14 protein-coding genes are annotated in these 13,425 nt (G+C 46.1%); 5 read left to right on the top strand and 9 right to left on the bottom strand.

All coding sequences use genetic code 11. The features are described 5' to 3' along the window. From QT974_RS15935 to QT974_RS15920, 4 genes are all read right to left on the bottom strand, one after another. On the bottom strand, positions 1-335 hold a 335-nt coding region (locus tag QT974_RS15935), incomplete at its 3' end, for a protein kinase domain-containing protein (RefSeq protein WP_333469433.1). A 317-nt stretch (positions 336-652) separates the two neighbouring features. Continuing rightward, positions 653-1,579: an Rpn family recombination-promoting nuclease/putative transposase gene (locus tag QT974_RS15930; protein ID WP_333469432.1), complete on the bottom strand. Its 927-nt coding sequence runs from the start codon at positions 1,577-1,579 to the stop codon at positions 653-655. A 60-nt stretch (positions 1,580-1,639) separates the two neighbouring features. Then, positions 1,640-2,575 (bottom strand): NAD-dependent epimerase/dehydratase family protein, encoded by a 936-nt coding sequence (locus tag QT974_RS15925; RefSeq protein ID WP_333469431.1) that lies wholly within the window; start codon positions 2,573-2,575, stop codon positions 1,640-1,642. Between the two features lie 70 nt (positions 2,576-2,645). Beyond that, on the bottom strand, positions 2,646-2,777 hold the full coding sequence (locus QT974_RS15920) for a hypothetical protein (RefSeq protein WP_333469430.1): 132 nt from the start codon (positions 2,775-2,777) through the stop codon (positions 2,646-2,648). A 26-nt stretch (positions 2,778-2,803) separates the two neighbouring features. Between QT974_RS15920 and dnaG the strand changes: the two genes are divergently transcribed. Next, complete coding sequence (gene dnaG, locus QT974_RS15915; protein ID WP_333469429.1) at positions 2,804-4,804, top strand: DNA primase; 2,001 nt, start codon at positions 2,804-2,806, stop codon at positions 4,802-4,804. A gap of 339 nt (positions 4,805-5,143) precedes the next feature. On the opposite strand, the gene QT974_RS15910 is transcribed toward dnaG, so the two are convergent. Continuing rightward, positions 5,144-5,665 carry a pentapeptide repeat-containing protein gene (locus tag QT974_RS15910; RefSeq protein WP_333469428.1) on the bottom strand — a complete coding sequence of 174 codons (522 nt, stop codon included), beginning with the start codon at positions 5,663-5,665 and terminating at the stop codon, positions 5,144-5,146. Between the two features lie 12 nt (positions 5,666-5,677). Here QT974_RS15910 and QT974_RS15905 point away from each other — a divergent pair, with 12 nt between their 5' ends. Then, positions 5,678-6,244, top strand: coding sequence for a YraN family protein (locus QT974_RS15905; RefSeq protein ID WP_333469427.1), 567 nt, complete (start codon positions 5,678-5,680; stop codon positions 6,242-6,244). A gap of 196 nt (positions 6,245-6,440) precedes the next feature. Here QT974_RS15905 and QT974_RS15900 read toward each other — a convergent pair whose 3' ends face one another. Further along, entirely contained in the window at positions 6,441-6,830 is a 390-nt protein-coding gene (locus QT974_RS15900; RefSeq protein WP_333276257.1) for a hypothetical protein, read from the bottom strand. 145 nt (positions 6,831-6,975) lie between these two features. Between QT974_RS15900 and queA the strand changes: the two genes are divergently transcribed. After that, positions 6,976-8,106, top strand: a complete 1,131-nt coding sequence (gene queA / locus QT974_RS15895; protein WP_333469435.1) for a tRNA preQ1(34) S-adenosylmethionine ribosyltransferase-isomerase QueA — start codon at positions 6,976-6,978, stop codon at positions 8,104-8,106. Positions 8,107-8,259: 153 nt separating this feature from the next. Here queA and rpmF read toward each other — a convergent pair whose 3' ends face one another. Beyond that, positions 8,260-8,433, bottom strand: coding sequence for a 50S ribosomal protein L32 (gene rpmF, locus QT974_RS15890; RefSeq protein ID WP_006632406.1), 174 nt, complete (start codon positions 8,431-8,433; stop codon positions 8,260-8,262). 213 nt (positions 8,434-8,646) lie between these two features. After that, entirely contained in the window at positions 8,647-9,123 is a 477-nt protein-coding gene (locus QT974_RS15885; protein WP_333469426.1) for a TM2 domain-containing protein, read from the bottom strand. Positions 9,124-9,366: 243 nt separating this feature from the next. On the opposite strand from QT974_RS15885, the gene QT974_RS15880 reads away from it, so the two are divergent. Together QT974_RS15880 and acsF are read left to right on the top strand one after the other, a co-directional pair. After that, a complete protein-coding gene (locus tag QT974_RS15880; RefSeq protein ID WP_333469425.1) occupies positions 9,367-9,510 on the top strand; it encodes a hypothetical protein in 144 nt (47 codons plus the stop codon). Between the two features lie 4 nt (positions 9,511-9,514). Beyond that, positions 9,515-10,588 carry a magnesium-protoporphyrin IX monomethyl ester (oxidative) cyclase gene (gene acsF, locus QT974_RS15875; protein ID WP_333469424.1) on the top strand — a complete coding sequence of 358 codons (1,074 nt, stop codon included), beginning with the start codon at positions 9,515-9,517 and terminating at the stop codon, positions 10,586-10,588. A 200-nt stretch (positions 10,589-10,788) separates the two neighbouring features. Here the strand turns inward: acsF and QT974_RS15870 are convergent. Beyond that, positions 10,789-13,425 (bottom strand): tetratricopeptide repeat protein (locus QT974_RS15870; protein ID WP_333469423.1); only part of this gene is annotated, 2,637 nt, incomplete at its 5' end.

The raw sequence follows: 13,425 nt of genomic DNA, 5'->3' as shown, positions 1-13,425 counted from the left end.
GGGGGGGTTTGGGGGGGTGTAATTTCTTGACTTAAATCGTGGCCTTCGATAAATTCTTGAACGAGATAAAACTCTTGATTTTCTTCAAAATAAGCAAAAAGTTGCGGAATGCGATCGTGATTTCCCAACTTATATAAGACTTGTGCTTCCGTATCAAACAAACGTCTTGCTATCCGTAAAGTTTCGGGATCGGTTGCTTGAGGTTTAAGCTGCTTGACGACGCACAGGTGATTACCTGGTAGCTGCTTATCTTCAGCTAAATAAGTTTGAGCAAATCCGCCGCCTCCCAAGTGACGGATAATGCTGTAGCGAGTGCCGAGTGTGATTCCAAGCATGAAAATTACCTGATATTTCCGAGTTTTTCTCCCCTTTCGGAGTAAAACAGGGGTTGGGGGAGAGGTTTTGTATCTGATTCAGTTTAACTAATTTGCGATCGGCTTTACAGCAGAAAGACTATGAAAATACCAGTAGATTCTGCCGACAAGTGGTAAAATTATATGTGAATCATCTTTACCGTGACAATTGCAGTTCAAGAAATAAGCTATTTTCCATTTGAATAGTCTTTCAAGAAATAATCAAACTTTTGTGGGGTGGGCTTTGAGCATCACCCCGAATATGCAATGTTTATTTGCACAACAGCTTAGCAGTCAGTTTATTGAGAATTAGCCTGCAACCAAGCTGTCAAATCTTCCGCGTTTGAGAAATCTAACAGGGCTTCTGCTAAATTCTCTAATTTGTCGATCGACAATTGGCGAATGCGGCTTTCACAATCTGGGTTAAGTCCACCTAAACGACGATTCAGCAAACGCAGAATTAACTCTATTTGGCCTTCTTGTCTGCCTTCTTGTCTGCCTTCTTGTCTGCCTTCTTCCCTACCTAAAGCCACTGAACCCTCTTGATCTTGAGCAAAAAACTCTTGCTGTTGTAATATGTTAAATTCCTCCTGTGTCAAACTAAGTTGATTGGCAAATTCAAAAGCTTTCTGAATTTGCGGGACTGTGGTCATTGTTTCAGGTACTTCAGCCAAAGTGCCCGTGGTTTTGATAAAGTAAATCCACTTGTCCGTAAGACTTTCCAGTTGCTCCAATTCTTTCTTGAATTTTGGCAACTCTACAAATACTAACTCAATGTCATTTTGTATATAATCAGACAAGCGAGTTTTTTCTTTGTAGACAAAATGGGAAATCACATCTTCATGTCCACTAAACATTTCAAAATCTGTGATAGTCAAAGCAATCACAGGTCGCAATTCCTTGTATAATTCTCCTCTTGTTAGTTGCAGTGCATAAGTTTTTGCTGCATTATACAAAACTCGCTTACCAAATGCCTGTACCTTCAAGACTTGCATCTCAATAATCACAAATGTGCCATTATTAAGTAGGGCTTTGACATCTAAGTAACTATTTTTTGCTCCGGCTACTTGAGGGCCAAGATAAGGATCGAGGATTTCCAAGCTTTGAATTATGGATTCTCCTTCATAGAGTAAGGCATTTAAGAAACTAATCAAAATCTCTGTACTTTGGCTGGAGCCAAATATTTTCTTGAATGCAAAATCAATTTTGGGATTGATAAATTTCATGTTATTTTTCTCCTTAGATATTTGTATGGTGCGCGTTGCACACCATACTTTAATTCTAGTTTAAACCGCTTTCAAAATCTCGTCATCGACTGAAAAATCTATCTCAGCTTTGTCTCTTCCCGAAACTACATAATCATTCTGAAATGAATCTTTCAATCCCGAAACTAAGTCAAACTCCGGTTTCCAGTTAAGTTCGGTGACAGCTTTATTAACTGAGGCGAAAAAGTGCTGCAATCGCATGGGGAAAGCTTTCTTTTTACCAAAGTCAAATTGTTTCGGATCGTAGTGTACAATCTTAATAGCATCGGGTGATTTGCCGGCAGCTTGAATGCAGGCGCGGGCTAAACCGTCAAAGGTGACAAATCGATCGCCCGAAACGTTGTAAATTTGCCCGATCGCCCTTTCATTCCCCAAAACCGCCGCCATCGCCACCGCCAAATCCTGACAGTGCCCCAACTGCGTGAAGTGCATCCCGTTACCAGGAATCGGAATCGGGCGATCGCGCGCAATGCGATCGAAAAACCAAGCCTCCAAATCGTTATAATTTTGAGGGCCGTAAATGTAAGTCGGGCGGATCGAAGTCCAAGGCAAACCGGACTCGGCTAAATAATTTTCCGTGTCGCACTTACCCAAATGTCGGCTTTTGGGATCGGTAGCGTCTCCTTCGATATGAGGCATTTGGTCGGATTTCAAATAAACCCCCGCAGAACTCATATAAACAAAGTGCTGCACCCGCCCCTTAAATATCTCAGCTAAAGGCTTTGTATCGCTCAGTTCCCGACCGTTGTTGTCAAAAACCGCGTCAAACTCAACCGCCGATAACTGTTCTTGCAATTGTGCAACATTTGTGCGATCGCCCAAAATCTGTTTCACCCCCGCAACCGGCACAGGCTTGTTGCCACGGTTAAACAACACCACTTCATGCCCTTGTGCTGCTAAAATCTTAGTAAGATAAACCCCAATAAACCGAGTACCGCCCATCATTAAAATTCGCATTATTGCCCGTGCTCCTTAAAGTTAGTGTCAACATCTTACAATAAAGCGAGTATCTTGCTTTGCCAACACTTCACGAGCGCATCGAACTCAAATAAACCGGATTTTCCAACCGAATATCCTGGCTGACTAGAAGTATTTTCGTAAAAAACCCGGTTTCTACGTACAGAAAAACTCCAATTGTGCGATCGATCAAAATAAACATAATTTAAACTCACCTAACATAGTCCTATGCAAGTACCCCGGCTGCACCCCGAAACCATCGAAGAAGTCAAACAAAGAGCCGACATAGTAGACGTTATTTCTGGTAGAGTCATCTTAAAAAAACGCGGCAAAGAATACGTCGGATTGTGTCCGTTCCACGACGAAAAATCTCCCAGTTTCACCGTCAACCAAGCCAAACAAATGTACTATTGTTTCGGCTGCGGTGCAGGCGGAAACGCCTTTAAATTCCTCATGGAATTAGAAAAACGCTCCTTCAGCGAAGTAGTATTAGAACTAGCAAAAAATTACCAAGTCCCCATCAAAACAGTCGAACCCGAACACCGACAAGAATTGCAGCGCCAAATTTCTTTGCGGGAACAACTCTATGAAATCTCAGCACTAACCGCCAAATTTTACGAACACGCTTTACGCCAATCTCAAGGAGAAGAACCCTTAGCATATCTCAAATCAGAACGCCAACTCAGTGAAGAAACTATTCAACAATTTCAACTAGGTTATGCACCTCAAGGTTGGGAAGCACTTTACAGTTATTTAGTAGAACAAAAAAACTATCCGGCGCAATTAGTAGAACAAGCCGGATTGATTGTACCGCGCAAATCAGGAGGAAGTGGCTATTACGATCGCTTCCGCAATCGCATCATGATTCCCATTCGCGACACCCAAGGTAGAGTCATCGGTTTTGGCGGCAGAGCTCTCGGCGACGAACAACCGAAATATCTCAATTCTCCCGAAACAGAACTATTCGACAAAGGCAAGACTTTATATGGCTTAGACACAGCCAAAACAGCCATTAGCAAAGCCGATCGCGCGATCGTCGTAGAGGGGTACTTTGATGCGATCGCACTTCAAGCAGCGGGCATCTCCAACGCCGTAGCATCACTCGGCACAGCCCTGAGTTTAAACCAAGTGCGGCAGTTATTGCGGTATACTGACTCCAAACAAATTATCCTCAACTTCGACGCCGACAAAGCAGGAACCAAAGCAGCAGAGCGCGCCATTGGAGAAATAGAACAACTCGCCTATCAAGGAGAAGTACAACTGCGAGTGCTCAACATTCCCGACAGCAAAGATGCCGACGAATACCTCAAAACCTACTCCCCAGAACAATATCGAGAATTGCTCGACAATTCCCCATTATGGCTTGATTGGCAAATCCAACAAATGCTCGTCAACCAAGATTTGAAGCAAGCGGATACTTCCCAGCAAATCACCAAAAAAATCATTAAATTATTAACCAATATTACTGATGATAATCAGTTATCACATTATCTGCAAAAAAGCGCCGAAATTCTCAGCAAAGGAGATTTTCGTCTCACAAAAATGATAGCCGAGAACTTGCTCAATCAAGTAGTCAGCGATTGGGGACAGCGGCTGAGTCAAGACGAAGCTTTGACAATGCCCCTGTTAATTAGAAACAAACTAAAGCCGAGCAAACAATATAAAAAACAGCGTACCAACAGCGGCAGCCAAAGCTCAAAAACAGGCTTTTCAGTAGCAGCCCGCAGTCTGTTAGAAGAAGCAGAAGCGCAATTATTGCAGATTTATTTGCACTGTCCCGAATACCGTCAAGAAGTCAGAGAAGCCATAGAAGCTAGAGACGTACAGTTTAGCTTGTCTCACCACAGATTTTTGTGGCATCTGATTTTGAATGCAGAAATACTGCACAACATCTATTTACAAGCAGCGCCTGCTGAGTTAATATTAAAATTACAAGATAGCTTTATTGAATATCCGACCCAACTCAATCAAATCTCGCATTTATTTCATTTAAACGAGTTTTCCGAAAAAAATGTGTATCGCGCGCCATTAGTTATTCGATCGGCGATCGCCTGTATCGAGCAAATCATCAGCATCAAACGGCGCAAGATTGCCCTCGATATGTGGAAAAAAACCGATGCTGCCATAGAATATTACCAACAACTGTGCGCCGAACAAGAATGGATAGAAGAATTAGAGCGGCTGCGTCAAGTTAATTTTTACGACTTAACCTCCCTACCTTGGGCTTGAGGACTAAATTCCTTCTTTTTACAAGTAATCGAGCGGGTGTGTCGCCATTCTCAATCCCTGCATTAAATCGACAATTCAGATAGCGAGGCACCTGACACATGGGGTGGATAAAAAAACAATTCTTGTCTTTCTTGTCTAACCAGGTTTTTTATAAATGGTATCAGGTGCGTCGCCATGAGATTATTCATTTCTTGTCTTTCTTGTCTAACCAGGTTTTTTATAAATGGTATCAGGTGCGTCGCCATGAGATTATTCATTGAATTCAGAAATTTTCGATGGCGACACACCCTACAAGCCAGGTTCGTAGTGAGGACTTTAGTCCTTCTTTTTACCAAACTTTTAATAATCGCAAAACAGAGTTTCGCGAGTCTCTCTACCAGTCACCGGATTAGTACCTTTGGCAACTTTACAAAGCTTTTCGATCATATCGTCTCGCAGCAGCGCCTCAGTAAAATCAGCACCATCAATCACAGCTCCTTCCAGTCTAGTATTGTAAGCAAAAGAACCCTCAAGGATAGCATTAGTTAAATTTGCTTTCATCATGCGAGCCAAATCCAAAGTCGCACCAGTGAAGTTAGCACCTTCTAAATTTGCTTCTTCCATATTGGCGGCAAAAAAGCTCACGCCTCTCAAATCTGCGTTGGTAAAATTGCTGTTGCGAAGATTAGCTTTATTAAAACTGTCGTCAGTCAAAACTTGTCCAGTAAAATCAGCGCCAACTAGGATTTCTTTGTCGTGATCCAAGGCGAAAGCAGGTGCGGGATTAATCGCGATCGCCCCAGCGGCAATTACTGCTAAAATAACAAAACTCAGCAAGAAATTATAAATATTTTTGCGATGTTGGCGAATTCCAGAATTCATAAGTTAAAGCTAATGGGCAGCAATGACAGTTCAGAATTGAATTCTACCAGAAAGCGCTCCTCTTCGGTGGTTCCCGCCGCCTCCAACTCTCCCCAACCGGCAAACTCTCGGGTTCTCGGCACGTTGGGAGAAAACTTAGTCGCCCAGTGGTTAGAGCAGCAAGGTTGGGAAATCCTGCACCGTCAGTACCGCTGTCGCTGGGGAGAGATTGACATCATCGCCCTCGGAAGAGATGAAGAGAGCGCGAAAAAACCCGGCATTTCCCATCACCAATTCCCAACATTAGTCTTTGTAGAGGTCAAAACTCGCCGTCGTGGAAATTGGGATGCTGGCGGAATCTTGGCTGTTAGTGCAGCAAAACAAGCCAAACTTTGGCAAACCGCCGAAATATTTTTAAGCACTCGTCCAGATTTAGCAAATAATTCTTGTCGGTTCGATGTCGCCCTAGTCAGGTGCGAGCCTTCGCGGCAAAAGACCAAGCAAATATTACCACCAACGGCAGCAAACTCTCAATCTTCCCTTGCCGGAAATTATCGGCTTACCCTGCAAGAATACATTCGATCGGCTTTTAGTGATTAGAAATGCCAAATTAAAAATTACAGGGTAAAATCAAACAGTAATACCACTTGGTAATTTTTAATTGCTAACTTGCCTTGACTGTCGCCCATTTGTCTCTTCATCTTTAACAGACGTGGAAAAAGCGCTAAATCCTCTGCCTATCTCCCCGAATCCCTATCGGACTCTGCGATCGCAGGCAATTTACACGCTCCGCAGTCTAGGCCAAAGTTTCCGGGCAATATCCCAGCCCCTTGACAAACTGCTGGCGAAACGCTTCAATTTCTTTGCGATCGGGGCTGCCGTGACAAACCACAGCCACCTGGTAGCGACGCATCACGCTCAGCGGCGACTGCCCCGTTTCCAAACTCCACAGTGCCATCTGCAAGCGAATTTCAGGATCGTAAGGAATCCCGACTTCGTTCATAAAAGCCCGAAAATCCCCGTGCATTTCTGGAGTCAAATATTGGCTCATTTTCACCTTCACGACCCAGCCGTCAATTTGGTGAATAACAGTGATAAATTGCAAGGGAACATGACTAGCCGTGCGTAGGTAATCCACGACTCTCAGAGTGAGGCTAGTATTGGCAATGTAGTAGAGGTATTCCATAACTATCCTTCGAGCAAAGCTGATGCTACACCTCTATAGTCGCGGGCTATACCCGCCACCACAAGGGGAAAAGCACCCGACTTGGGATGGGGGTTTTTACCCAATTTGTTACCGAGTTGACAGATTTTTGACAGGAATTCACCCGATGACAGAGATTGACTGGTCTTTGGACGCTTATGACTACGAACTTCCGCCCTCGTGCATTGCCCAAAATCCCGTAGTGCCGAGGGACAGTTCTCGGTTGCTGGTTGTAGATTCTCCCAGCAGCCACCAACACCGAATTTTCCAAGATTTGCCGGATTTGCTAGAACCCGGAGACTTGCTGGTACTGAACAACACCCGTGTTCTGCCAGCCAGGCTCTACGGGCACAAACCTAACGGCCCGGCTGTGGAGATATTGTTGATGGAAGAACGCCAGCACAACTGCTGGTTGGCTTTGGTTAAACCAGGGAAACGCTTAAAGTTGGGAGCCAAAATTGAGTTTGAACCCGCCTCCTGTGATGAATCTGCGGAAGGGCCTTGCTGTTGCCTTCCCCAGGCTGTGGGAGTCGATCGTCGATTGACTGCTACAGTAATTGCCAGGGATGAGTCAACAGGAGGACGGCTGTTAGAGTTTGACATCCCCACAGATTCGACTCTGACGAAGTTTTTGGATGAATACGGTCACGTACCCCTGCCTCCGTACATCGAAAATTCCCAAGCGGAGCCGGAACAGTACCAGACTGTTTATGCCGAAAAGCCAGGGGCGGTGGCCGCTCCGACAGCAGGGTTGCACTTCACCGAAGAATTGTTCAGCCGCTTGGAAGAGCGGGGAATCGAAAAAACTTTTGTCACCCTCCACGTCGGAGTAGGGACGTTTCGCCCGGTGGAGGTAGCAGACGTGACGGCTCACAAAATGCACGGCGAATGGGTGGAAGTACCAGCCGCCACCGTCGAGAAAATCCGCGAAACTCAAGCCCGAGGCGGGCGGATTTTTGCTGTGGGTACGACAGCAGTGCGAGCTTTAGAGGGAGCGGCTGCCGCGAGCGAGGATTTTTCGTTGCAGCCTTTTTGCGGCCAGACAAATTTGTTTATTTATCCCGGTTACAAGTGGCGGGTTGTAGACGGGATGATTACCAATTTTCACTTGCCGCGCTCTACTTTGATGATGATGTTAAGCGCCATGGTTGGAAGGCCTCGGCTGTTGGATTTGTACCTCTCGGCGATCGAGAATCAGTACCGATTTTATTCGTTTGGCGATGCCATGCTCATTTTACCGGAGGCAAGGAACGATTAACTCATATCTGGCACCATTCTCAAACTTTCTTTTAGGGCGGCCCGAAATGGCCACCCCACAAGAAAATATATGTGTTCTACAACAGCCGGCAAAGCCTGTTAACCGAGAATGGTGCAAAATATCAGAAATGCCAATTGTTAATTTTTAATCTATTTATTCTTCCTCCTCTTCTTCGTTGCCGGGATACACGAAGCTGTTGGAACGCCCAGTCAGAACAGATTTGCCCAGAGACAGAGCTTTCTGAGCTGCCACTACAGCTTTGCGCTTCCATGTGGCTTTACGCATATTCTTCTTGGATTTGGAGGTTTTCTTCTTAGGGACTGCCATGACGCTAAATACTTTCTGGTTGTATAGACAAACAAACATTCTAGCCGATTTTGCCTCGCTGGCTCGACAAACCACAACAAGCAATATCCAGTAGTAGGGTGCGTCAGCGACTAGCTTCTCGAACAACACATAAAATCCGCCAACTGAGGCACCCCCAGTTCAATCTCCGACAATCTCCCCCTCCGACAATCTCCCCCTCTCCCCATCCCCAGCTTAAAGTTCGTGAAAATAGTACATCACGACGCCACTAACTGGGTCGTTCTCGATGCTGACATAACCGGTTTTGAGCATTGCCGTGAAAGCCTCTTCCACTTCGGCAAAAGTAGCGCCCGTTGCCATCACCCCTTGAGTGACAGATAATCTGGCGTTTTTGGTATAAGCTGCCTTAAGGAGTTTAATCCCTAACTGTTCCGGGGTTGACTTCGAGTATGTCGAGGCGATCGCCCCGCTAGTAGAAGATAGCGGTATACCTTGGGGAGATACCCCGAGTTTGCCCCTGATAGTGGCATTGTGCTCGTCCACCATGCTCGGCAACACCAGCAAGTCAAACAATTGCCCGAACCCAAATAACCCAAAGGTACACAGCCACAGCAAACCCGTGCCAATCTTGCCGTTGTAGAGGCGGTGGAGTCCGAATGGGCCGAAAAAACAAGCTGCCCATAAAAGGTAACTAACACCTAAATTGCTCATTTTATGCCCGTCCTGCCTGGTTATTTTAACTATTGCACTCCCTCAATATATATTTTGTAGTTGGCGATCGGGTGTTTCAAAAGCTTGACACGGGAATTTATTTATGCTGTATCCTATAAATTGACAAAACGCAGCATTTTCTGCCCCCCAGCCTTTGTGTCACCAGCGATGAGTAATTGTGCGTAGCAATTCTTAACGCCAGTAACATATTTCCGGCGCCGAGAGCTTGGTAAACTGGAGGGCGTGGAAATTTCAGCAGCTTTGACCTGGATGCCACAGAAAGCGCCAAAGTGCGCCGCACAGCGCTGGTCGGAGATACTGCGGGCGATCGCCCGCAGTACCCGAAACCTCAAACGAGCGAGCAATTATAAGCAAAAAATCCAATAAACATATGGTAGATTCCCTCAAAAAACCCGCTTTTGCCGAGCAGCAAGAAGCGAAAACCCCAGCCAAAGAAACTATTCTCACACCGAGATTTTACACAACAGACTTTGACGAGATGGCCAAAATGGACATCTCCATCAACGAAGCCGAACTCGAAGCAATTATCAAAGAGTTCCGCGTTGACTACAACAAAACCCACTTCGTGCGGGATGCCGAGTTCGATCAATCTTGGGAACACATCGACGGCGAAAAGCGCAAATTGTTTATTGAATTCCTGGAACGCTCTTGCACCGCTGAGTTTTCCGGATTCTTGCTCTACAAAGAACTCGCACGCAAGCTCAAGGACAAAAATCCGGTACTCGCCGAAGGTTTCTTGCTGATGTCCCGCGACGAAGCGCGACACGCCGGATTCCTCAACAAAGCGCTGTCGGACTTTGGTTTGTCCCTAGATTTGGGTTTCTTGACAAAGAGCCGCAGTTACACATTCTTCAAGCCGAAGTTTATTTTCTACGCCACCTACTTATCCGAAAAAATCGGTTATTGGCGCTACATCACGATTTATCAGCACTTGAAAGCCCATCCTGAAGATCAGATTTATCCAATTTTCCGATTCTTTGAAAATTGGTGTCAGGATGAAAACCGCCACGGAGATTTCTTTGACGCGGTGATGAGAGCTCAGCCTCAGATGTTGAATGATTGGCGCGCTAAGCTGTGGTGCCGTTTCTTCTTGCTGTCGGTATTTGCGACAATGTATCTCAATGATATCCAGCGCGGTGGTTTTTATCGATCGCTCGGACTCGATGCTCGCGAATACGACATTGAAGTAATCAAAAAAACCAACGAAACAGCAGGGCGCGTCTTCCCCGTCATGCTAGATGTGAACAATCCCGAGTTTTATCAACGGTTGGATGTTTGCCTCAAGAACAATCAGCAATTAACCGCGATTGTTGAGTCTAAAACTCCGAAAGTTTTGCAGTTGTTCCAAAAATTGCCTCTGTATTTATCCAACGGTTGGCAGTTGGTGAAACTGTACTTCATGAAGACAATCGAATCGCCTTCTGTTGAGGGTGCAGTCCGTTAAGTTAAGATTCTCGCCAGACTCAAGTCTGGCCAGCAACGCGAGCACACAAAAAAAGTCCGCGCAACGCGAGACTGAAGATTTAAACAAAACTTAGGGCAAATCTGGCCTTAATATCCTGTTTATTCTTCAGTCCGCGCAGGCGGACTTCGTTTGTGTAGTCGCGACTTACAGTCGCCCGGAATTCTAGTTTTCCATCAAATTTACCGCCACTCCCCCTGAAGCGTAAACGCCGCCCAATAATAAGGAGAATGCCACTGTTCCTGCTGCAACATTTCCAATTGTGCCGCCCTTAAAGCCGCCGCTGGCGTCAACCCTTTTTGCAGCATTCCCTGATAGAAACTTTCCATAAATGTAGCTGTTCCTTCATCGTCCACACTCCACAAACTCACCACCACTCGCTTCGCCCCAGCATACATGAATCCTCGCGTCAATCCTACTATTCCCTCGCCTTGAACGTTCTGTCCCAATCCCGTTTGACAGGCACTTAAAACTACTAAATCTGCTGCTAATTTCAGATTAAAAATATCTGTCAACCGCAGGAATCCGTTTAAAGGTTTGCCATTTTTATCGACGAGCGACAAAATGATTCCTGACAGTTCCGGGTGAACGCTATTTGCTAAACCGTGAGTGGCAAAATGAACGATTTTATATTGACTTAAATTCGGATTAGTTGCTGTGGCACGGCTGGCTTCAAAGTCAAAAGATGGCGTGCTAGAATTGGCAGTAACTAACATTTTAATGATTCGATCGGCTTCTTGGCGAGTGAATTTTAAACGGCTCCACTGTATGTCATTGTCCCGGCTAGAGCGGCTTAAACCCAGATTTACTGATTCTATTGCTTCGCGATTTGTGGTAGTAGTCGGAGTTTTGAGTCGTTCATCATCAGCGCTAAAAACTGGATCGGCGAGAATGGCTAAAGTCCGATTAGGAGGTTGTCTGTCATTGTAATTTTGTCTTAAAATTCCCAAGGTAGAAGCGGAAGGTAACTGCACGATTTCATGGTCTACAATTAAAGGCGGATTCCCATTTTTTCCTGAATTTCCGGGGAGGGAAAGGGCGGCAAAGGGGAGGTAATTGAGAATGCCGTCGCCAACTATCACCAGGCGTTTGTGAGCGAGTTGTGCTGCTACGGGCTGTAAGATAATTTGACTGAGGGGGTTGTTAGATTCAGCAACTTTATTGGGGATGTTTCGGTGAAGCGGATTAGTCACAGCATCGCGGAAATTGCGGGCGGCTTTTTCGATGTCGGCAGTTTTGGGCAGTTCATAAGTGCTGATACTGGTTTTAGTTACAGCCCACAGATAGCTGCGATCTTGACCTAGAGAATACTGGAGCAAAATTGTATTCTCATCGAGAATTTGTTGTTGAATTTGTGCCAGGGTTAGGGGTTGCGGTTGGGTGATGGCGGCGTATCGGGGGCTGGTGGTGCGGATTTGGGTTTGAATGTCTTGATATTGTGCGATTAAAGTTTGTCGCTGTTGTTCTAATTCTGTTTTTTGTGCGGGGGTACGATCGGGGCGACTGAGAACTTCAATTCGCCTTTTTTCAATGGCATCGAGTTGCTGTTGTAAATTGCGTTCTCGCTCCAATAATTCTGGGGCGATACCTTGACGAATATCGGCGTTTGATTCAAGAAGAAGTTCGAGGAGGCTGCGGGCGCGGGAACGTTCGCTGGCTTCAAAGGCTTTGGTATCGTAACCAGATTTGGGTTGCGTTTTGTGCAGTTGCATTAACAGGTCAATGTAGAACTGGTAATAGTTTTGTACGGTGGCAAAGTATGAGGTGCGGAGTTCTGGGCTGGCAACTTTTGTGCGGAGGTTTTCGATGATTTTGATGGAGGCTTCAATGTCAGTGAGGGCTTCGGTAAGATTGCCTCGATCGCGTTTGGCAAAAGCCATGTTGTAAAGGGTGACAGCTTCCTGTGAGCGATCGCCCACGGCCCGACTCAGGGGAAGGGACTGACTGAAATACTCTAGCGCTTTCTGCTTTTCTCCCAAATTATCGTAGACTAAGCCGATGTTGTTGAGGGTGGCGGCTTCAATACTGCGAGCGCCTACTGCCCGACTCAGGGGAAGGGACTGGCTGTAATACTCTAGCGCTTTCTGCTTTTCTCCCAAATTATCGTAGACTAAGCCGATGTTGTTGAGGGTGGTAGCTTCAATAGTGCGATCGCCCACGGCACGTGTCAGGGGAAGGGACTGGCTGTAATACTCTAGCGCTTTCTGCTTTTCTCCCAATACTGAGTAGACATTGCCGATGTTGTTGAGGGTGGTAGCTTCAATACTGCGATCGCCCACGGCCCGACTCAGGGGAAGGGACTGGCTGTAATACTCTAGCGCTTTCTGTTTTTCTCCCAAATTATCGTAGAGACCGCCGATGTTGTTGAGGGTGAGAGCTTCCCCACGGCGATCGCCCACGGCCCGAAATAGGGGAAGGGACTGACTGTAATACTCTAGCGCTTTCTGCTTTTCTCCCAATGCTGAGTAGACTGTGCCGATGTTGTTGAGGGTGAGAGCTTCTTTCGCGCGATCGCCCACCGCCCGACTCAGGGGCAGGGACTGACTGAAATACTCTAGCGCTTTCTGCTTTTCTCCCAATTCTGAGTAGACTATTCCGATGTTGTTGAGAGTAGTAGCTTCCCCATCGCGAGATCCTACTGCCCGACTCAGGGGAAGGGACTGGTTGTAATACTCTAGCGCTTTCTGCTTTTCTCCCAAATCTGAATAGATTATTCCGATGTTGTTGAGAGTAGTAGCTTCCCCATCGCGATCGCCCACGGCACGTGTCAGGGGAAGAGACTGGTTGTAATACTCTAGCGCTTTCTGCTTTTCTCCCAA

This window comes from Microcoleus sp. BM001215392, from assembly GCF_036700185.1.
GTDB lineage: Bacteria > Cyanobacteriota > Cyanobacteriia > Cyanobacteriales > Microcoleaceae > Microcoleus.
The sequence above is the reverse complement of the archived record's forward strand: the minus strand, read 5'-3'. Positions and strand labels throughout refer to the sequence as shown.